This window comes from Streptomyces sp. NPDC013317, from assembly GCF_055563155.1.
Map to the genome: position 1 here is coordinate 782,613 of NZ_JBVHDX010000002.1, position 19,736 is coordinate 802,348.

17 protein-coding genes are annotated in these 19,736 nt (G+C 71.9%); 4 read left to right on the forward strand and 13 right to left on the reverse strand.

All coding sequences use genetic code 11. The features are described 5' to 3' along the window. Window positions 1-3: 3 nt before the first annotated feature. From ACZ3IJ_RS08305 to ACZ3IJ_RS08335, 7 genes are all read right to left on the reverse strand, one after another. Window positions 4-945, reverse strand: a complete 942-nt coding sequence (locus ACZ3IJ_RS08305; protein ID WP_467466849.1) for a type II secretion system F family protein — start codon at window positions 943-945, stop codon at window positions 4-6. Window positions 946-1,032: 87 nt separating this feature from the next. Beyond that, a complete protein-coding gene (locus ACZ3IJ_RS08310; protein WP_467466850.1) occupies window positions 1,033-2,373 on the reverse strand; it encodes a CpaF family protein in 1,341 nt (446 codons plus the stop codon). Continuing rightward, entirely contained in the window at window positions 2,370-2,813 is a 444-nt protein-coding gene (locus ACZ3IJ_RS08315; RefSeq protein ID WP_467466851.1) for a TadE/TadG family type IV pilus assembly protein, read from the reverse strand. The genes ACZ3IJ_RS08310 and ACZ3IJ_RS08315 overlap by 4 nt, the downstream gene beginning before the upstream one ends. Continuing rightward, window positions 2,810-3,142: a TadE/TadG family type IV pilus assembly protein gene (locus ACZ3IJ_RS08320; protein ID WP_467466852.1), complete on the reverse strand. Its 333-nt coding sequence runs from the start codon at window positions 3,140-3,142 to the stop codon at window positions 2,810-2,812. Before ACZ3IJ_RS08320 ends, ACZ3IJ_RS08315 begins: the two co-directional genes overlap by 4 nt. A gap of 45 nt (window positions 3,143-3,187) precedes the next feature. Next, complete coding sequence (locus ACZ3IJ_RS08325; RefSeq protein WP_467466854.1) at window positions 3,188-4,486, reverse strand: AAA family ATPase; 1,299 nt, start codon at window positions 4,484-4,486, stop codon at window positions 3,188-3,190. A gap of 7 nt (window positions 4,487-4,493) precedes the next feature. Further along, window positions 4,494-5,198: a Flp pilus assembly protein CpaB gene (gene cpaB / locus ACZ3IJ_RS08330; RefSeq protein ID WP_467466856.1), complete on the reverse strand. Its 705-nt coding sequence runs from the start codon at window positions 5,196-5,198 to the stop codon at window positions 4,494-4,496. A gap of 33 nt (window positions 5,199-5,231) precedes the next feature. After that, window positions 5,232-6,248: a hypothetical protein gene (locus ACZ3IJ_RS08335; RefSeq protein WP_467466857.1), complete on the reverse strand. Its 1,017-nt coding sequence runs from the start codon at window positions 6,246-6,248 to the stop codon at window positions 5,232-5,234. Between the two features lie 431 nt (window positions 6,249-6,679). On the opposite strand from ACZ3IJ_RS08335, the gene ACZ3IJ_RS08340 reads away from it, so the two are divergent. Further along, window positions 6,680-8,383, forward strand: coding sequence for a chitinase (locus ACZ3IJ_RS08340; RefSeq protein WP_467466858.1), 1,704 nt, complete (start codon window positions 6,680-6,682; stop codon window positions 8,381-8,383). Window positions 8,384-8,467: 84 nt separating this feature from the next. Here the strand turns inward: ACZ3IJ_RS08340 and ACZ3IJ_RS08345 are convergent, their stop codons facing one another. Next, window positions 8,468-9,745, reverse strand: a complete 1,278-nt coding sequence (locus tag ACZ3IJ_RS08345; protein ID WP_467466859.1) for an Nramp family divalent metal transporter — start codon at window positions 9,743-9,745, stop codon at window positions 8,468-8,470. Window positions 9,746-9,933: 188 nt separating this feature from the next. Between ACZ3IJ_RS08345 and ACZ3IJ_RS08350 the strand changes: the two genes are divergently transcribed. Beyond that, window positions 9,934-11,271, forward strand: coding sequence for a M14 family metallopeptidase (locus ACZ3IJ_RS08350; protein ID WP_467466860.1), 1,338 nt, complete (start codon window positions 9,934-9,936; stop codon window positions 11,269-11,271). 107 nt (window positions 11,272-11,378) lie between these two features. On the opposite strand, the gene ACZ3IJ_RS08355 is transcribed toward ACZ3IJ_RS08350, so the two are convergent. From ACZ3IJ_RS08355 to ACZ3IJ_RS08370, 4 genes are all read right to left on the reverse strand, one after another. Further along, window positions 11,379-12,845 carry a GntP family permease gene (locus tag ACZ3IJ_RS08355; protein WP_383225276.1) on the reverse strand — a complete coding sequence of 489 codons (1,467 nt, stop codon included), beginning with the start codon at window positions 12,843-12,845 and terminating at the stop codon, window positions 11,379-11,381. A 94-nt stretch (window positions 12,846-12,939) separates the two neighbouring features. Next, entirely contained in the window at window positions 12,940-13,350 is a 411-nt protein-coding gene (locus ACZ3IJ_RS08360; protein WP_467466861.1) for a RidA family protein, read from the reverse strand. Beyond that, window positions 13,347-14,108: an IclR family transcriptional regulator gene (locus ACZ3IJ_RS08365; protein ID WP_467466862.1), complete on the reverse strand. Its 762-nt coding sequence runs from the start codon at window positions 14,106-14,108 to the stop codon at window positions 13,347-13,349. The genes ACZ3IJ_RS08360 and ACZ3IJ_RS08365 overlap by 4 nt, the downstream gene beginning before the upstream one ends. After that, entirely contained in the window at window positions 14,105-15,175 is a 1,071-nt protein-coding gene (locus ACZ3IJ_RS08370; protein ID WP_467466863.1) for a sugar kinase, read from the reverse strand. The genes ACZ3IJ_RS08365 and ACZ3IJ_RS08370 overlap by 4 nt, the downstream gene beginning before the upstream one ends. A 123-nt stretch (window positions 15,176-15,298) precedes the next feature. Between ACZ3IJ_RS08370 and ACZ3IJ_RS08375 the strand changes: the two genes are divergently transcribed. Together ACZ3IJ_RS08375 and ACZ3IJ_RS08380 are read left to right on the forward strand one after the other, a co-directional pair. Next, the gene (locus ACZ3IJ_RS08375; RefSeq protein WP_467466968.1) at window positions 15,299-16,582 is read left to right on the forward strand and encodes an amino acid deaminase; all 1,284 of its coding nucleotides are present in this window, start codon (window positions 15,299-15,301) and stop codon (window positions 16,580-16,582) included. 14 nt (window positions 16,583-16,596) lie between these two features. Continuing rightward, window positions 16,597-18,216, forward strand: coding sequence for an N-acyl-D-amino-acid deacylase family protein (locus ACZ3IJ_RS08380; protein WP_467466864.1), 1,620 nt, complete (start codon window positions 16,597-16,599; stop codon window positions 18,214-18,216). 60 nt (window positions 18,217-18,276) lie between these two features. Here the strand turns inward: ACZ3IJ_RS08380 and mptB are convergent, their stop codons facing one another. After that, a complete protein-coding gene (mptB, locus tag ACZ3IJ_RS08385; RefSeq protein ID WP_467466865.1) occupies window positions 18,277-19,722 on the reverse strand; it encodes a polyprenol phosphomannose-dependent alpha 1,6 mannosyltransferase MptB in 1,446 nt (481 codons plus the stop codon). Window positions 19,723-19,736: the final 14 nt, after the last annotated feature.

Here is a 19,736-nt window from a genome sequence, read left to right on the forward strand (position 1 = left end):
CCCTCACACGTCGATCTTCGAGAAGCGGCGGATGACGACGAAGCCGACGACGTACAGCGCGAAGGCGGTGACGACGGCGAACTGGCCGAGGCCCGAGCCGGTCATCCGGTCCAGGGCGCCCGGCTGCATGTTGTCGATGAGGAGGAGCGAGCCGATGCCGATGACCGGGACCGCGTACGCCGTCATGCTCACCTGGGACAGCTGCGTACGGACCTCCCTGCGCGTCTCCTTGCGCTCCTCCAGGGTCTCCGTGAGGTTGCGCAGCGAGGAGACGACGGTGCCGCCCGCTTTGTTGGCGAGGACGAGCGTGGTGACGAGGACGACGAGTTCGCGGGAGGGCAGGCGTTCGGCGAGTTCGCCGAGCGCGTCGTCGATGGAGGTGCCGACGGCGAGCTGCTGGGCGACCTTCTCCAGTTCGTCGCCTGCCGGTGCCTCCATCTCGTCGGCGGCCATGCTGAGCGCCATCCGCAGGGCGAGGCCGGCCTGGGTGGCGTTGGCGAGGATCCGGGACAGCTCGGGCAGCTGGTTGATGAACTTCTCGATGCGTTTCTGGCGCTGCCAGTTGAGGAAGCCCATGGCGACCCAGAGGCCGAGGAGTCCGCAGATCGGGCCGAAGAACGGGGAGAGAGCGGCCTGTCCTGCGATCCACAGCGCGATCACGAGCACCGCCATCGCGACGACGAACTCGCCGGGTGTCACGTCGAGGCCGGTGGCGGAGATCCGCAGCTCCAGTTTCCGGCCGAACGCGGTACGGCGCAGGCGCCGGTCGATGCCGCGGAAGCGTCGTCTGCGGCGGCCGGTGCCGTCCGGGCCGCCGCTCTGGGTCAGCCGGGCGACGAGGGCGGCCCGGTCGGCGGCCCCGCGCGCGTACAGGCGGATGCCGAGCACGCCGAGGACGCAGGCGAGCAGCGCGACGCCGGTCACCAGCCAGGTGAGTGGGTTCATCTCCGCCTCATCTCCGTCCCTCTGCTCCTTCGCTTCTTCGCCGCTTCGTTACTTCGCCACTTCGCCACTTCGCCACTTCGCTACTCGTCACTTCGCTTCCCGGGTGGCGAGCTGGTCGTCGGACGCGGCGACGCCGAAGGCCTGCGGGATCGGCTGGCCGGCCAGGTAGAGCCGGTCGGCGACCCGGCGGGGCAGCGGGTGGTACTCGTACACGCCGTAGACCCGTCCGTCGGCCGCGAGCGGCCGGGCGCGGAAGGCACAGACGGTGGCGAGGGTGAAGCGCTCGCGCCCGTTCGACGCCAGGACGGCGATCTCGGTGACGCGGCGCGTGCCGTCGGCGTGCCGGGTGAGCTGGACGAGGACGTCGACGGCGCTGTTGATCTGGTCCCTGAGCGCCTCGAAGGGGACCTTGACCTCGGACATCGACGCCAGGGTCTGGAGCCGCATCAGGGCGTCCTCGGCCGAGTTGGCGTGGACGGTGGCGAGCGAGCCGTCGTGTCCGGTGGACATGGCCTGGAGCATGTCGAGGGTCTCGCCGCCTCGGACCTCGCCGACGATGATGCGGTCGGGCCGCATGCGCAGGGAGTTGCGGACGAGGTCGCGGATGGTGACCTGGCCGCGCCCCTCGATGTTCGGGGGGCGGCTCTCCAGGCGGATGACGTGGGACTGCTGGAGCTGGAGTTCGGCCGAGTCCTCGATGGTGATGACGCGTTCGCCCTCCGGGATCAGCTCGGAGAGCGCGTTGAGGAGGGTGGTCTTGCCGGTGCCGGTGGCGCCGGAGACGATCACGTTGAACTTGGCCTGGACGAGTCCGGCGAGCAGCAGGACCATCTGTTCGTCGAGCGAGCCGAGGCCGACCATCTCGCGGAGCGTGTACGCGCGGGGGAAGCGGCGGATCGTCAGGGTCGCCCCGGTGAGGGAGAGGGGCGGGATGATGACGTTGACGCGCTCGCCGGACGGCAGCCGGGCGTCCACCATCGGGTTGGACTCGTCCACCCGTCGGTTGACGGTGGAGACGATCCGCTCGATGGTCTGCATCAGCTGCTCGTGGGAGGCGAAGCGGAGCGGGAGGAGTTCGACGCGGCCCGCGCGCTCGATGTAGATCTGGTCGGGGCCGTTGACCATGATCTCGGTGATGGAGGCGTCTTCGAGGAGCGGTTCGAGGACGCCGAGGCCGAGCGCCTCGTCGACGACGCGGCGGATCAGCTGGGCCCGTTCGGCGGTGGAGAGGACGGGGCCTTCGCGGCTGATGATGTGGCCGAGTACGCGTTCGAGCCGTGCGCGGCGCTCGGCGGCGGCGAGCGCCGACATCTCGGTGAGGTCGATCTCCTCGAGGAGCTTGGCGCGGAAGGAGGCGACCAGGTGGCCGTCCTCCCTGGTTCCGGCTCCGCCTTCCTCGGGCGTGTGGATACGGGCCCGCAGGCTCATGGCTGCTCGTCCTCCTCGGGCTGCGGCAGGGTGGCACTCCTCGTCACGGACCCGAAGCCGTCCCAGAAGGGGACGACGGACGGGATCCGTACCCTCACGGTCGCGGTGAACTCGCCGGACCCCTCGGAGGTGGTGACGACGCTCCGTTCGGCGATCCAGTCGCTCATCGCGGCGCGGCCCGCCTGCTGCGGGCCGAGGGTCGCCTCGTCGTGGGTGGCGGCCCGCGCGGCGGCCCGCGCGCCGGTGCCGGCCTGCTGGGCGGCGTACGCGGCGATGCCGAGCTGGATGCCGGCGAGGCCGACGAGCAGCAGGACGGGCAGGAAGCCGAGGTACTCGACGGCGACCTGCCCCCGGTCACGGCGCCCGGCGCCGCGTACGGCGAGGTGGGTCTCCGTCTCCCGGTCGTCGTGCCCTCCGGTGGCCGCGTCTCGTCGTGTCATCCTCCGGCCCCCTTCTCCCGTACGGCTCCGGCCTCGCTCGTCACCGTGAAGGGGAAGTCGATCGCGCCCGGGAAGAGCACCGGGACCTTCAGCTTCACCGTCGCCCGGGCGAGGTCGCCCGACGCCGCGCAGTCCACCCGCGCCGACCACGAGTCGCCCACGTGCCGCTTCCCCGCCTCGTCGTAGTCGCCGTCCACCGCGCAGACCCGGGCCGCCTCGTCCGCCGCGTTGCCCGCGAGCGTGAACGTGTAGCCGACCAGGACGCACTGCCAGAGCAGGACGAGCGTGAGCAGGATGAGCGGCACCATGCCGAGGAACTCGACGGCCACCTGCCCCCTGTCGTCCCGCCGTGTACGCCCGGTGGCCGGCACGGCTCAGCGCCCGCCCTTGCCGCGGGTCAGCCGTGCGAGCTGCTTCCCCGACCCGACCGCGATCGCGCCCTGCCCGCCCCGTCCGCCGCGGCCGCCCCGCCCGGCGTGGCCGTCCCGCCCGCCCTCGCCCGGCGCGCCGACCAGGCCCAGTTCGCCCGCGAGGGACCAGAGGGCCTGCTTCACGCTGGAGCGGGCGTCCAGTTCGTGCATGCGGCCCGCGTCGACGACGCCCTGGAGCTCCTTGAAGTTGGCGGGGACGACGACGCCCGAGATCCGCGTCCCGGTGATCTTCTGGATGAGCGCGGGCTGGATCTCGGTGGCCCGGGTGTACCGGTTGACCAGGAGCGTGGTCTCCTCCGCCTTGCGGATCTGGAGCCGGTCCCACATCCGTACCGTCCGCTTCGCCGCCCGCACGGTGACGACGTCGGGCGTGGTGACCAGGATGGCCGCGTCGGCCATCTCGACGGCGGCCGCGTTGGCGCCGTTGAGGTACGTGCCGCAGTCGACGACCACGACGTCGTAGCGGGAGCGCAGGGCGCTGACGATCTGGCGGGCGGAGCGGTCGGCGACGTCCTCGGCGCGTTCGCCCTCCGCGGGGGCGAGGAGGAGGGCGATGCCCGTCTCGTGGACGTACAGGGCGTCCTGGAGGACGCGGGGCGAGATGTCGTCGACGGCCGCGAGGTCGGCGACGGAGCGGCGGAACTGGACGTCGAGGTACGAGGCGATGTCGCCGCCCTGGAGGTCCATGTCGACGAGGGCCACGTTGCGGCCGGAGGCCCGGGAGGCGAGGGCGAGCTGCACGGCGGTGACGGTGGTGCCGACGCCGCCCTTGGCGCCGCTGACGGTGACCACCGTGCCGCCGGGGCCGGTGAGGACGTCGGCGCCGGTGCCGAGGTGGCGGCGGACTCCGACGGACCACTGGGCGGCGGCCTGCACGCGGCTGGCCAGTTCCTCGTATCCGAGCGGGAGGGTGACGAGGCCTCGGGCGCCGGAGTCCATGGCGGCGGAGAAGAGCACCGGGCTCGCGTCGGCGGTGATGAGGACGACGCCGACGGCGGGGAAGCGGAGGGCGACTTCGCGGACCAGTTCGAGGGCGGGGACGGGGCCGATCCGCTCGTGGACCAGGACGACTTCGGGGAGTTCGGAGACGGACTCGGCGGCCAGCCGGGCGAGGGTGTCGACGAGCTGGGTGGAGTCGGCGACGGGCGGGGCGGGTTCGGCGTCGGGGAGCTGGCTGAGCAGGCTGGTGACGGCCCGGGCCGCGTCGGGGTCGGCGACGGCAGGCAGGATCCTGGTGGTCATACCGGCCTCACTTGTCCTTGTCGAGCGTGTAGGTGCGGTCGCCGGGGGCGAGGGTGGGCTCGCCGCCGGGCGCGACGAGGGCGAGCCGGACGTGTTCGGCGAAGGACTCGGCGTACGCGACGCGCTGGGTGTCGATGGTGGAGAGCGCGAAGGTGATCGGGACGGCTTCGGTGGGCCGGCTGGTCCGGTCGTTGCGCTGGGAGATGGGGGTGAGTTCGCCGACGTCGAGAACCCGGGCGTTGCTCACGATGACCTTGGACTGGGCGGCCTGGCCGCCCTTCTCGCCGGCGAACGTGGCGTAGATGTTGACCGTGGCGCCGGGGGTGATCTTGCCGGCGACTCCCGTGGCCGCGTCGATCATGATGGCGATCTCCTGCTGGCCCGGCCGGAGGGCGGGGCGCGCGACGATCATGTCCGACTGGAGGAGGGAGCCGGAGGCGAGCGTGGTGACGGCGATCTTGCCGTTGATCTGGTCGAGGTCGGTGACGGCGGTGGCCGGGAGCCATCGTTCCGGCATCGAGATCTTCTCGAACTGTCCGGCCTTCAGCGGGGTGTAGGGCGCCACCCTGTCTTTGATGCGGTACGCCGTCACTTCGGGTCCGACCTTGGAGTTCACGTCGTCGATCACCGAGAGGACGCCGGCGAAGGCAGCGAGGGCGCACAGGACGGACAGCAGCAGCAGGATGACGCCACGACGCTGGCGGGAGTTCATTGCCGGACAACCTCGATCGGGGGTACGTGTGGCTCAGCGGACGGGGGACGTGAGCGCCCTTGGCGTTCGGGACGACCGGAGCGCCCGCGGTTCCGACCTGCCGGAGGGCGGACCGGCGGCGTGGGACCCGGTGGCGTGGGACCCGGCGGCGTGGGACCCGGTGGCGTGGGACCCGGTGGCGTGGGATCCGCCGGTCCGGGCCCCGCCGCCCTGGGCCCCTGCGGGCACGGGGGCGGTCAGCGGGGCGCAGCAGAAGGCGCAGCGGTCGCCGATGAGCTCCATTCCGCACCAGTGGCAGGCCTCCCGCCGTACGGAGGAGACCAGTTGGTGGAGGACGGCGATGTCCGACAGGTACGCGGCGAACTCGACCAGCCGCCCCGTCCCCCACCATCCGGGCGATTCGGCGGGCAGCGGCGCCTCCTGCACTCCCTGGACCTGCCAGCGCGGTGCGAGGGTGCCGGTGGGCCAGTCGGTCTGCAGGTGTCCCCTGGCCAGCAGGAGCTGGGTGGCGAACTCGGGGCCCGTGGGCGGTTCGACCCCCGGTCCGACGCGGACGAGCTGCGGGACGGGTCCGGCCAGCACGGCGAACTGGGAGCCGGGCAGCCAGCCCTTGAGGTGCGACTTCAGGCCGACGGGTACGCGGTCGAGCTTGGCGACCGAGCCGAGGACCGCGCCGGCGTACACGTAGTGCGCGAGCAGCCGGGCCGCGGAGGCGACGACGCCGGGGCTGAAGTCGCAGACGGAGAGCTGGCGCAGCTGCCGGGCGAGGACGGCGACGCCCAGGGGCGGCAGATCCGTCTTGACCAGGGCGATCCGGTCGCTCTCCAGGAGGGCGCGGCCGGCGTGGAGCCGCTGTTCGGCCGCCTTGGGCAGGGAGGTCGGGCAGACGACGATCACGTGGCCGTAGCGGTCGAGGAGGAGTTGGAGGTCCGCGACGGCGGAGGCGAGTGGCCGGGTGTCGAGTGCGGGCAGGACGGCGGCGGTGGGTGTCTGCTGGTCGGTCGGTGGCAGCACCAGATCTGCGCTGGTGACCGCGATCGCTGTCGGCACGTCGGGCTCCCCGTCCCCATGTCCCCATGACTCACTGCGTTCACCGCGTCACTGCACGGCGGTGCTTCTGCACTTTATCCACGTCCCGCGGGGTGGTGAACACACAATCCGCCAAGCACAACGAGAAATCTGGGCCCGGACGGGTCGCCTGGCACCCCCGCTCCGGCCCCCGCACCGGTCCCGTACCCGTGCCGCCCTGGTCCCGCGCCCGGGCCCACCCCTGGGTCCACCCGTAGGTCCGCCCATGGGTCCACCGGTAGGCCCGCCCCTGGGTCTCGCCGTAGGCCCACCTCTGGGCCCGGGGACCCATCACGCCAACTCCCCAACGGTGCCAGAGGTCTTGACAAGTCGATTGGTCTGGACCAGCTTGTTCCCCCAAGCGGTGGCCACCGTTCCCGACCCCTCCCACACTCCCCCACCGGAGGCAGCAAGTGGACCGCACCACCACACGCTCGCGCAGATGGATCGGCAGCGCCCTCGCGCTGGCCGTCGGCTCCGGGCTCGTACTCGTCGGCGGCGCGGGCACCGCCCAGGCCGCGGACGTCAACGTGGCCAAGAACGCGGGCTTCGAGTCCGGCATGGCCAACTGGAGCTGTACGGCGGGCAGCGGCGCCGCCGTCTCCTCGCCCGTACGGACCGGGGCGGGCGCCCTCAGGGCGACCCCGGCCGGGCAGGACAACGCCCGCTGCAGCCAGGTCGTCACCGTCAAGCCCAACTCGACGTACACGCTGAGCGCCTGGGTCCAGGGCGGGTACACCTACCTCGGCACGACCGGGACCGGGACCACGGACGTCTCCACCTGGACCCCCGACAGCTCCTCCTGGAAGCAGCTGACCACCAGCTTCACCACCGGCGCCAACACCACCTCGGTGACGGTCTACACCCACGGCTGGTACGGCCAGGCCGCCTACCACGTGGACGACGTCTCCGTATTCGGCCCGGACGGCGGAGGCGGCACCGACCCCGACCCGGTCGTCCCGTCGACCCCGGCGGGCCTCGCCGCGGGCACGGTCACCTCGTCCTCGGTCGCGCTGAGCTGGAACGCCGTCTCGGGCGCCACGGGCTACAAGGTCTACCGCGACGGCGCCCTCGCGCAGACCGTGTCCGGCACCTCGGCCACCGTGACCGGTCTGGCCGCGAACACCTCGTACCAGTTCCAGGTCTCCGCGACCAACGCGGCGGGCGAGTCGGCCAAGTCCACCGCCGTCTCCGCGCGGACCGGTACGACCGACCCGGGGGGCCCGGGGCCGTCCGTACCCAAGCACGCCCTGACCGGCTACTGGCAGAACTTCAACAACGGGGCCACCGTCCAGAAGCTGCGGGACGTGCAGGCGCAGTACGACATCATCGCCGTCTCCTTCGCCGACTCGACGACCACACCGGGCCAGATCGTCTTCAACCTCGACCCGGCCGTCGGCTACGCCTCCGTCGCCGACTTCAAGGCCGACGTCGCGGCCAAGAAGGCGGCCGGCAAGTCGGTCGTCATCTCGGTCGGCGGCGAGAAGGGGAACGTCACGATCAACAGTGACGCGTCCGCCACCACCTTCGCGAACAGCGCGTACGCCCTGATGCAGGAGTACGGCTTCAACGGGGTCGACATCGACCTGGAGCACGGCATCAACTCGACCTACCTGACCAAGGCGCTGCGCCAGCTCTCCGCCAAGGCCGGTTCGTCGATGGTGCTCACGATGGCCCCGCAGACCATCGACATGCAGAACACCGGCACCGAGTACTTCAAGACCGCGCTGGCCGTGAAGGACATCCTCACGGTCGTCAACATGCAGTACTACAACAGCGGTTCGATGCTCGGATGCGACGGCAAGGTGTACAGCCAGGGGTCGGTGGACTTCCTCACCGCGCTCGCCTGCATCCAGCTCCAGGGCGGGCTGGACGCCTCCCAGGTCGGACTCGGCGTGCCGGCCTCGACCCGCGGCGCGGGCAGCGGCTACGTCGACCCGTCGATCGTGAAGAACGCCCTCGACTGCCTGACCCGCGGCACGGGCTGCGGATCCTTCAAGCCCTCGCAGACCTGGCCGAATCTGCGCGGTGCGATGACCTGGTCGACCAACTGGGACGCGACGGCGGGCAACGCCTGGTCCAACGCGGTCGGCCCGCACGTCCACAACCTCCCGTAACTCGCGTCCTCCGCCCACGCGAGCAGCGCCGCCGCTTCCCCCGGCGGCGCTGTCCGCGTTTCCCGGCTCACCGAGGCGGCTCGCTCACCAGGGCAGCTCGCGCACCTGCTGGACACAGAGCACGACGAAGAGCAGGCCGGCCGCCGCGAGCATCGTGTTGCTCACCGGTCCGTTGCGCCATTCGGCCGGGGTACGGGAGGAGTTGAGGAGCCGGATCAGGGTCAGCGCCAGGAACGGCATGAAGAACGCGCCGATCACGCCGTAGACGATGACGAGCCCGAACGGCTGGTCGAGGAAGAGCAGCGCGATCGGCGGGAAGGTCAGCCAGAGGAGGTACGCGCGGAACGGCAGGGACCTGTCGCGCGGCGTGCCCGCGGGCACGAGGCCGGGCCGGTAGTGCGCCACGAAGTCGGCGAACATCAGGCTGACGCCGTGCCAGACCCCGATGAGCGAGGTGAAGGAGGTGGCGAAGAAGCCGATCAGGAAGAGCTTGGCGGTGGCGTTCCCGTACCGCTCGGACAGGATGCCGCCGAGGTCGAGCAGCCCCTTGTCGCCCTTGGCGATCGCGAGCCCGGAGGAGTGCAGCAGCTCGGCGCCGACGAAGAGCATCGCGACGACGAAGATGCCGGTGGTGACGTAGGCGACGCGGTTGTCGAGCCGCATCACCTTCATCCAGCCGCTGTCCCGCCAGCCCTTGGCGTTGATCCAGTAGCCGTACGCCGCCAGGGTGATGGTGCCGCCCACGCCGCCGATCAGGCCGAGGGTGTAGACGAGGGAGCCGTCGGGAAGGGCCGGGACCAGACCGGCGGCGGCGTCGCCGAGGTGGGGGGTCACCCGGACGGCGAGGTAGACGGTGACCACGAACATCACGCCGACCAGGACCGTCATGACCTTCTCGAAGACGGCGTACCGGTTGAACCAGACGAAGACCAGGCCGGCCAGGCCGCACAGCACGGCCCAGACCTTGAGGTCCATGAGGCCGGGGAAGAGGGCGCCGAGCGGGAGGGCGCTGGAGGACATCGCGGCCGCTCCGTAGACGAAGCCCCAGACGACGACGTATCCGACGAAGTAGACGGTGGTCCAGGAGCCGAGGCTGCGCCAGCCGTCGAAGAGGGTGCGGCCGGTGGCCAGGTGCCAGCGGCCGGCGGCCTCGGCGAGGGAGATCTTGACGAGGCAGCCGATGACGGCGGCCCAGAGCAGGGTGTAGCCGAACTTCGAGCCCGCCACGAGGGTCGCGACGAGGTCTCCGGCGCCGACGCCGGTGGCCGCGACCACGATGCCGGGGCCCACGTACCGCCACGAGGCCTTGCGCGGGCGGACGACCGTGTCATCGGTGCCCTCCTCCCGAGCGATCTCCGCCATGTCCGACCGCCTTTCACCTTGCGTGTGTGATCTGCTGGTTGGCCCAGACACCCAAGCGGGTGGGACGCGACAGCACAAGAGGGCATGGCCGAACTTCCTCTTGACCAGTTCATGTCATCGCCGGACGATGTGCCGGGACACCCGCACAGCCTGTCGCACACCCCCACACTCCCCACCCAGGAGACAGCATGCGACTTCGAACCCGCGGAAGAAGGTCCGCCACTCTCGCGGCCCTTCTGGCGCTCGCCCTGGCGGCGCCGCTCTCCGCCGGCGCGTACCAGGCCGGAGCCGACTCGGAGCCGACCCCCGCCGCCGAGGAGGTCATCCGTCAGTACGAGATCCACGGCCCGTCCACGGTCGCCGAACGCACCGCGCTCGCCGCGACCGGCGTCTCGATCGACGAGGCCGACGACCACAGCGTCGTCGTCAGCGCCAACACCGCCCAGCTGCGCAAGCTCCGCGCGCTCGGCCACCGCCCCGAGGCGCTGCCCGCGCCGCCGGACCGGTCGGTCAAGGGCCTGGCCGCCAAGCCTTTCGACTTCCCCTCCGCCGACGCGAAGTACCACAACTTCGCCGAGATGAACGCGGAGATCGACCAGCGCCTGACCCAGTACCCGAGCATCATGAACAAGCGGGTCATCGGGAAGACGTACCAGGGCCGGGACATCGTCGCCATCAAGATCAGCGACAACGTCGGTACGGACGAGGCCGAGCCCGAGGTGCTCTTCACCCACCACCAGCACGCCCGCGAGCACCTGACCGTCGAGATGGCGCTGTATCTGCTGCGCGAGCTGGGCGCGGGGTACGGCTCGGACACCCGCGTCACGAATCTGGTGAACAGCCGCGAGATCTGGATCGTGCCGGACCTCAACCCGGACGGCGGCGAGTACGACATCGCCTCCGGCTCCTACCGCAGCTGGCGCAAGAACCGGCAGCCCAACTCCGGTTCCTCCTACGTCGGTACGGACATGAACCGGAACTGGGACTACAAGTGGGGCTGCTGCGGCGGCTCCTCCGGCTCCAAGAGCTCCGAGACCTACCGGGGCGCGGCCCCCGAGTCGGCCCCCGAGGTCAAGGTCGTCGCCGACTTCGTCCGCTCGCGCGTGGTGGGCGGCAAGCAGCAGATCAGGGCGGCGATCGACTTCCACACGTACAGCGAACTGGTGCTCTGGCCCTTCGGCTGGACCACCGCGAACACGGCGCCGGGCATGACCCAGGACGACCGCGACGCGTTCGCGACCGTCGGCCAGAAGATGGCGGCCAGCAACGGCTACACGCCTGAACAGTCAAGCGACCTCTACATCACGGACGGGTCGATCGACGACTACCTCTGGGGCGCGCACAGGATCTTCGGCTACACCTTCGAGATGTACCCGGCCTCGTCCTGGAACGGCGGCTTCTACCCGCCCGACGAGGTGATCGAACGCGAGACGAGCCGCAACAAGGACGCCGTCCTCCAGCTCCTGGAGAACGCCGACTGCATGTACCGCTCGATCGGCAAGGCCTCGCAGTACTGCACGGCCTGACCCGGGTACTGCCCGGCCCGACCCGGCACACGGGCAGGAGGGGCGCCCCGGAATCTCCGGGGCGCCCCTCGCCGTGCCGGAACCCGGCATGATCCGGGAGACAGGTCCTAGACCGCCAGGCTCAGGGCGGCGGCGACGGCGAAGCCCGCCAGGGAGAGGACCGACTCCAGGACGGTCCAGGACTTCAGGGTGTCGCGCTCGGAGATGCCGAAGTACTTGCTCACGATCCAGAAGCCGCCGTCGTTGACGTGCGAGGCGAAGATCGAGCCCGCCGAGATCGCCATGATGACCAGGGCGAGGAACGCCTGCGAGTGGTCGCCGCCCTCGACCAGGGGCAGGACGATGCCGGCCGTGGTGACGATGGCGACGGTCGCCGAGCCCTGCGCGACCCGGAGGACGAGCGAGATCAGGTAGGCGAGGACGATCACCGGCAGGCCGACGTCGTTGAAGGTGTCGGACAGGGCCTGCGCGACGCCGCTCGCCTTGAGCACCGCGCCGAAGACGCCGCCGGCGCCGACCACCAGCAGGATGTTGCCGACCGGCTTCAGCGAGGAGGTGGACACCTGCTCCAGGGACTTGCGGGACCAGCCGCGCCGGATGCCGAGCAGGTAGTACGCGAGGAAGAGCGCGATCGTCAGGGCGACGAACGGGTTGCCGAAGAACTCGATCACGGAGCGGGCCGTCGACTCGTCCAGGGCGATGGAGGAGAACGTCGCGGCGAGGATGAGGACCAGGGGCGTACCGATGATGAGGAGCACGGTGGCGAGGGAGACGGGCGCCTCGGAGGCACCGCCCTTGCGCTCGGCGGCGACCTGCGCCTTGGCGTCCTCGGCGGCCTCGACCATGTCCTGCGGGACCTCGACGAAGATGCGCCTGCCGATCCAGGCGGCGTAGGCCCAGGCGGCGAGGACGGCGGGGACGCCGACGACGACGCCCATGAGGATGACCCAGCCGAGCGAGACGTGGAGCATGCCCGCGGCGGCGACGGGGCCGGGGTGCGGCGGCAGGAAGGCGTGGGTCATGGAGAGACCCGCGAGGAGCGGCATGCAGTAGAGCAGGATCGATTTTCCGGACCGCTTGGCGGCCGCGTAGACGATCGGGGCGAGGACGAAGATGCCGACGTCGAAGAAGACCGGGATGCCGAAGATCAGTCCGGTGAGGCCCATCGCGAGCGGCGCGCGCTTCTCGCCGAAGAGGCCGAGCAGCCGGGAGGAGAGCACCTCGGCGCCGCCGGAGACCTCGAGGATCGCGCCCAGCATGGTGCCGAGGCCGATGATGATCGCGACATGGCCGAGGATGCCGCCCATGCCGGTCTCGATGACGGAGGTGGCGGCGGACTTCTGGACGGTGCCGAAGAGTTCGGTGACGGAGAGGCCCGCGGCGAGGCCGACGCTGATGGAGACGGCGAGCAGCGCGACGAACGGCTGCAGCCTGACCTTGATGATCAGGAAGAGGAGGAGGGCGATGCCGAGGGCGGCGACGGTGAGCAGTCCGGCGGTGCCCGGTATCAGCAGCAGAAGACCGCCGGTGTGGGGCGGTGTCTCGGCGGCGGGGGGCGCGGCGGCGAGCAGCAAGGGGGACCTCGTTTTTGGGTAGGGGGGAGCGCGGCACGGCGTCCCGGGGCGGACGCCGTGCCGTGGAGCGGCGGTTTCAGGAAGATCAGTCCGGTCAGCCGAGGACCGCGAGGGCGTCGATCTCGATGAGGAGGCCCTTGGGGAGGCCGACGTAGACCGTCGTACGGGCCGAGGCGGGCGCCTTGAGGCCCTGCTCCTCGAAGTACGCGTTGTAGATCTCGTTCATCTCGGCGAAGTGGTCGACGTCGGTGAGGTAGACGCGCATCATCATCACGTCGTCCCAGCTCGCGCCGCCCTCCTCCAGGATCGCCTTGACGTTGGCGAAGGTCTGGAGGGTCTGCTCGCGCAGCGTCGGGCCGGCGGGCGTGGGCGGCTCGCCCTCCTCGGCGGGCAGGAAGCCGACCTGGCCGGCGACCTGGAGGATGTTGCCCTTCTTGACGCCGTGCGAGAACTTCGCGGGCGGGGCGGTGTGGGTGGCGGGGGTGAGTGCGGTCTTCTCGGTCATGTCCGGTCCTTGGTAGGGGTGTTGCCTGAGTAGTCCCTGCTGACGGCGTCGGCGGTGCGGCGCACCAGCGGGAGCAGAGTGAGGAGTTCCTCGGCCGTCACGACCACATTGGGTGCCGAGACCGACATGGCGGCGGCGACGCGGCCGTCGGCGCCACGGATGGGGGCGGCGACGCAGTTGATGGACTCCTCGTGGCCGCCGAGGTCGGTGGCCCAGCCCTGTTCGCGTACGGTCGCCAGCTCCTTGAGGAACGCGGCGGCGTTGGGGGTCGAACGGGGCGTGTACATGGGGTAGTCGAGCTTGGCGGCGACGGCGCGCCGCTCGGTCTCGGGAAGGTCGGCGAGCAGCAGTTTGGCGACGGCGGCGACGGTGATCGCGACGGGTTTGCCGATGCGGGAGTACATCCGGACGGGGTAGCGGCTCTCGACCTTGTCGATGTACAGGACCTCGCTCTCCTCGTACACGGCGAGGTGGACGGTGTGTCCGATCTGCTCGTTGAGGGCGGTGAGGTGGGGGTGCGCGATCTCCCGGATGTCGAGGTTCTCGACGGCCTCCTGCGCGAGGGCGAAGAGGCGGGCGCCGAGGCGGTAGCGCTGGTCCTGCTGGCGGTAGACGAGTCCGTGCTCGTGCAGGGTGCGCAGCAGCCGGAGCGCGGTGGACTTGTGCACCCCGAGCCGGTCGGCGACCTGCCCGAGGTCGGCGGGACCCTGGGCGAGCAGCGGCAGGATGCTGAGCGCGCGGTCGACGGTCTGGCTCATGGCGTACGTACCTCCTGGTCCTCCCCGGTCCAGCCGGGGGCGAGGTGCAGTCTCCCCCAGCTCTCGTCGTCGAGTGCGACGAGACGGTCGGCGTCTTCGGTACGGGCGGGCTCGCCGAGGTCTCCGGGGACGGTCAGCGCTGCGGCGGCCATGAGGTGGCCGTGCCTGGTCCGGGCCGTGGCGTCGAGCCCGCGGAGGGTTCCGGAGAGGAACCCGGCGGCGAAGGCGTCCCCGGCGCCGACGGGGGCGACGACGTCGACGCGGGGGGCGGGAACGGCGGTGACGGTGTCGGGGGCGGGTGGGCGGCCGCCGCCGAGGGAAGCCGCGCAGCGCTCGAAGACGACCGCACCCGCCGCACCCCGCTTGACCACCAGCACGGCCGGCTCGGGGAGCGCCTCGCGGATCGCGTCCACGCCCTTGATACCCCACGCCTCCTCCGCCTCGTCCTCCCCCACGAACACCAGATCCGCCCCCCGGGCCAGCTCCAGCAGCACCCGGCCCCCGGCCGCCGCGTCCCGCCAGAGCCCGGCACGGAAGTTCACGTCGAACGACACCAGCGGCCGCCCGGCGCGCGCAGCGGTGAGCGTCCTCATCAGCTCCAGGCAGTCGGGGGAGAGCGCGGACGTGATGCCCGAGAGGTGGAGCACCCGTCCGTCGCCGAGGGAGTCGTACGGGACCGTCGCGGGCGACATCGCGGACGCCGCCGAGCCGGCCCGGTAGTACGCGACCTCGTGTCCGGCGGTCGCCCGGTCCGTGGCCGTACGGAAGTAGATCCCGGTCGGCCGCCAGGGATCCCGGCCCACCGCCGACACGTCGACCCCGTACGCCCCGATCGCCTCCACCAGGTGGTCGCCGAAGCCGTCCGCGCCGACCCGGCTCACCCACTTCGCCCGGTGGCCCGCCGCGGCCAGCGCGCAGGCCACGTTGGACTCGGCGCCGCCTATGGTGCGGGCGAACGAGGGGACGTCGGCGAGGCGGCCCGGCCGGGAGGGCAGAAAGGTGACCATGGACTCGCCGAGGCAGACGACGTCCACGGGCGTCGCGTCCACGGGCGGGGCTCCGGTCACGTGCGGACTCCTCGTCGGTCATGCGGGTCCATTGACCCGGCGTTGGCCCGGATGTTAGACAGCCGTAAGCGATATGCGCAATGACCGTTGCAGAGGATGCAACACCTCGACGAGGAGGACCCCATGCCCGCCGACCGGCCCACCCCTCAGCTGGCCAACGAGCGCGTCGACCACCGCTTCAAGGCCCTGCCCCCGGACGCCGAGGGTCTGACCGTCGGCGAGCTGGCCGCCCAGCGCCGCAACCTCTTCACGGGCGGCTTCACCACCCCCGTCCTCGCCCTCTCCGCCGAGTCCGTCGAGCACAACCTGCGCCTCCTGGAGACCTACTCCGAGCGCCACGGCCTCGCCTTCGCCCCGCACGGCAAGACCTCGATGGCGCCGCAGCTCTTCGACCGCCAGCTGGAGCACGGCGCCTGGGGCATCACCGCCGCCGTCCCGCACCAGGCCCGCGTCTACCGCGCCCACGGCATCGCCCGGATCTTCCTCGCCAACGAGCTCGTCGACGCGCCCGCCCTGCGCTGGCTGGCCTCCGAACTCGACGGGGACCCGGACTTCCGCTTCGTCTGTTACGTCGACTCCGTGCGCGGGGTCGAGCTGATGGACGCGGCGCTCACCGAGGCGGGCGCCCGCCGCCCCGTGGACGTCGTCGTCGAGCTCGGCGCCGGCGAGGGAGCCCGTACCGGAGCCCGTACGGAGGCCGACTGCACCGCCGTCGCCGACGCCGTCGCCACGACGACCACCCTGCGCCTGGTCGGTGTCGCCGGGTACGAGGGCGAGGTCCCGCGGGCGGACGCCGACCGCGTCCACGCCTGGCTGCGGCGGCTGACCGCCCTCGCCGCGGAGTTCGACAAGGCGGGCCGCTTCTCCCCGGAGATCGAGGAGATCGTGGTCAGCGCGGGCGGCAGCGCCTGGTTCGACGCGGTCGCCGACGTCTTCGCGGAGATCCACGAACTCTCCCTCCCCGTACTGAAGCTGCTCCGCTCGGGGGCGTACGTCTCGCACGACTCCGGCCACTACCGCACGCTCACCCCCTTCAACCGGGTCCCCGAGGAGGGGGAGCTGCAGCCCGCGTTCAGGCTCTGGGCGCAGGTCGTCTCCCGCCCGACACCCGAGCAGGCGTTCACCAACGCGGGCAAGCGCGACGCGGCGTACGACCTCCACCTCCCCGAGGCGCAGGTCGTCCGCGACGCCCGCACCGGCGAGGTCCGCCCCGCCGACGGCATCGCGGTCACCGGCCTCTCCGACCAGCACGGCTGGGTACGGACGGAGCCGGGCGCCGGGATCGAGGTCGGCGACTGGCTGGGCATGGGCCTCTCCCACCCCTGTACGTCCTTCGACAAGTGGCAGCTGATCCCGCTGGTCGAGGCGGACGGCACGGTCGTCGACTACATCCGCACCTTCTTCTAGAGGAGCCTGTCACCATGGACCTCGTCATCCGCGACGTGGACGTCATCGACGGCTCGGGCGGGGACTCGTACCGCGCCGACGTCGCCGTCGAGAACGGCCGGATCGCCGCCATCGTCAAGGAGGCCGCGGCGGCGGGCTGCCAGCGCCCGACCGCCCGGCGCGTCCTGGACGCCGAGGGCCTCGTCCTCTCCCCCGGCTTCATCGACATGCACGCCCACAGCGACCTCGCGCTGCTGCGCGACCCGGAGCACACCGCGAAGGTCGCGCAGGGGGTCACCCTCGAAGTCCTGGGCCAGGACGGGCTGTCGTACGCGCCGGTCGACGACCGCACGCTCACGGAGGTCCGCCGCACGATCGCGGGCTGGAACGGCGGCGCGCCCGGAGACACGACCGTCGACTTCGACTGGCGCACGGTCGGCGAGTACCTGGACCGCCTGGACCGTGGCGTCGCGGTGAACGCCGCCTACCTGATCCCGCAGGGCACGGTCCGGATGTACGCCGTCGGCTGGGACGACCGCCCGGCGACCGAGGCCGAGCTGAACCGGATGCGGCAGCTCGTCGCGGAGGGCCTGGAGCAGGGCGCGGTGGGCATGTCCTCCGGCCTGACCTACACCCCGGGGATGTACGCGAAGGACGCCGAACTCACCGAGCTCTGCAAGGTCGTGGCGGAGTACGGCGGCTACTACTGCCCGCACCACCGCTCGTACGGCGCCGGCGCGCTCCAGGCGTACGAGGAGATGGTCGCCCTCACCCGCGACGCGGGCTGCGCCCTGCACCTCGCGCACGCGACGATGAACTTCGGCGTGAACAAGGGCAGGGCGCCCGATCTGCTGGCCCTGCTGGACGAGGCGCTCGCGGGCGGCTCCGACATCTCCCTGGACACCTACCCGTACACGCCCGGCTGCACGACCCTCGTGGCGATGCTGCCGAGCTGGGCGGGCGAGGGCGGCCCGGAGGCGACGCTCGCACGGCTCCGGGACCCGGAGACCTCGGAGCGCATCCGCCACCACCTGGAGGAGCTGGGCTCGGACGGCTGCCACGGGGTGCCGATCGAGTGGGACACGATCGAGATCTCCGGGGTGGGCGACCCGGCGCTGGCGTCCCACGTCGGCAGGACGGTCCTGGAGTCCGCCGAGGCGTGCGGCGAGGACCCGTGGACCACGGCCCGGCGGCTGCTGATCGAGGACCGGCTCGGGTCGACGATCCTCCAGCACGTCGGCCATGAGGAGAACGTCCGCGCGATCATGCGCCACCGGGTCCACACCGGCGGCTCGGACGGCATCCTCCAGGGCTCCAAGCCGCACCCGCGGGCGTACGGGACGTTCCCGGAGTACCTGGGGAAGTACGCGCGGGACGAGGGCGTCCTGTCGCTGGAGGAGTGCGTGGCCCACCTGACCTCCCGCCCGGCGGCCCGCCTCCGCCTCCCCGACCGCGGCCTGGTCCGCGAGGGCCACGTCGCGGACCTGGTCCTCTTCGACCCGGGGACGGTGGCGGCGGGCTCGACGTACGAAGCCCCCCGCACGCTCCCGGTGGGCATCCCGTACGTCCTCGTGAACGGCGAATTCGTGATGGAGGACGGCACGCGCACGAGCGCCGTACCGGGCCGATCGGTCAGACGGACACCGGTGGGGTGACACCCCCGTGCGGGCCACCGCCCGCCAGGGGCGGTGGGGTGGGCACACGGGGCGGCGCCTTCAGGGGCGCGTCGGCTCCAGTTGCCCGCCCGCCACGGGTTCGGCGTCCGTGGCGGGCCAGGCCCACGGCGACCGCCGCACCCACAGCAGCCCCGCCCCCAGCACCACGCCCGCCGCCACGAACCCGTACCAGGGCGTGGCCCCCGAGGGCGCCGTCTCGTACACGAGCGCCGCCGACAGAACGGCGAGCACCTGTCCCGCCCGCCCCCGCCACGCCGGTGTCGCCGCCACCACGCACACCCCCCACAGCAGGTACCACGGCTGCACCATCGGCGAGAGGGCGACCAGCGCCACGAGCGAGAGCCCGAGGCCCAGGACCGGATCGATCCGCCCCCGCCACGCCCGCCAGGCGAGCGTCAGGACGACCGCCACCGCCGCCAGCAGCCCGAGCTTCTGGACCACGCCCTTCAGCGGATCGGGGTCGTCCGCGAGGAGCAGTCCGAGCCCGAGCCCCACGTCGCTGGTCAGCGACAGCGCGGTATGGATCGCCCCGGCGACGCTCTGCGTGCGCAGCCAGCCGAACCCGGTCCCGGCCGCCACCGTCGCGCCCACGGCGACCGCGCCCGCCACGAGCCCCGGCAGGACGAGGCCCTTCGCCACGCCCCGGCCGCCGCCGTCCCGCCGCGCGATCGTCACGCCGATGAAGAGCAGTGCGACCGCCGCCGGTGACTTGATCATCACGGCGAGTCCGACGAGCACACAGCCGAGCACCCACCGGCCCCGCACCGCCAGCAGGACCCCGCCGAGCATGAGTCCGGCCATCAGCCCGTCGTTGTGCGTCCCGCCGACGACGTGGATGAGGAAGAGGGGGTTGAGCGCGGCCAGCCACAGCGCGCCGCTGTCGCCGCCGAGCCCCCGGACGGCCCGGACGACGAGCAGGAGCGCGCCGAGCGCGATCAGCCGCATGCCGATCACGGCCGGCACGATCTCGCCGCCGGTCAGCTTGACGACAGCCTGGGCGAGGACGAGGAAGACCGGGCCGTACGGGGCCGGGGTGTCCGTCCAGTGCCCGCCGACGCTCGCCGCGGCGTCCGCGCCGAGGTCGCCGGGGCCGAGGACCGACGGCCCCGCCCCGTACACGTCGTACCCCTCCAGGACCATGCCGCCCTGCGCGATGTAGCTGTAGACGTCGGCGCTGTACAGCGGCGGCGCGAGCACCAGCGGCGCGGTCCACCACGCGAGCGTGGAGAGCACCCGCTCCCGCGCGTCCCGTACGCCACGCGCGAGGAGCACCCCGTACCGCCACCAGGCCAGGACGAGCAGGGTCAGGCCGAGGTACGCGAGGAGGGCGCCGGCCTGCGCCGCCGCGGACTCCCGGGGCACCCACACGCCCCACGGCTCACGCGCCGGGAGCCTCCCGGCGGTGTAGCCGCCGACGGTGACGGCGAGCGCGCCGAGCGCCCCCAGCCACCGGCAGCCGTGGGCGTTCCCCAGGCGGCTCCGCATCGACGCCACCGCTC

Excerpts from the sequence above, each read along its gene's own strand:
- ACZ3IJ_RS08305 (WP_467466849.1), bottom strand. The coding sequence starts at position 945 with ATGAACCCACTCACCTGGCTGGTGACCGGCGTCGCGCTGCTCGCCTGC.
- ACZ3IJ_RS08310 (WP_467466850.1), bottom strand. The coding sequence starts at position 2,373 with ATGAGCCTGCGGGCCCGTATCCACACGCCCGAGGAAGGCGGAGCCGGA.
- ACZ3IJ_RS08315 (WP_467466851.1), bottom strand. The coding sequence starts at position 2,813 with ATGACACGACGAGACGCGGCCACCGGAGGGCACGACGACCGGGAGACG.
- ACZ3IJ_RS08325 (WP_467466854.1), bottom strand. The coding sequence starts at position 4,486 with ATGACCACCAGGATCCTGCCTGCCGTCGCCGACCCCGACGCGGCCCGG.
- cpaB (WP_467466856.1), bottom strand. The coding sequence starts at position 5,198 with ATGAACTCCCGCCAGCGTCGTGGCGTCATCCTGCTGCTGCTGTCCGTC.
- ACZ3IJ_RS08345 (WP_467466859.1), bottom strand. The coding sequence starts at position 9,745 with ATGGCGGAGATCGCTCGGGAGGAGGGCACCGATGACACGGTCGTCCGC.
- ACZ3IJ_RS08350 (WP_467466860.1), top strand. The coding sequence starts at position 9,934 with ATGCGACTTCGAACCCGCGGAAGAAGGTCCGCCACTCTCGCGGCCCTT.
- ACZ3IJ_RS08360 (WP_467466861.1), bottom strand. The coding sequence starts at position 13,350 with ATGACCGAGAAGACCGCACTCACCCCCGCCACCCACACCGCCCCGCCC.
- ACZ3IJ_RS08365 (WP_467466862.1), bottom strand. The coding sequence starts at position 14,108 with ATGAGCCAGACCGTCGACCGCGCGCTCAGCATCCTGCCGCTGCTCGCC.
- ACZ3IJ_RS08375 (WP_467466968.1), top strand. The coding sequence starts at position 15,299 with ATGCCCGCCGACCGGCCCACCCCTCAGCTGGCCAACGAGCGCGTCGAC.
- ACZ3IJ_RS08380 (WP_467466864.1), top strand. The coding sequence starts at position 16,597 with ATGGACCTCGTCATCCGCGACGTGGACGTCATCGACGGCTCGGGCGGG.
- mptB (WP_467466865.1), bottom strand. The coding sequence starts at position 19,722 with ATGCGGAGCCGCCTGGGGAACGCCCACGGCTGCCGGTGGCTGGGGGCG.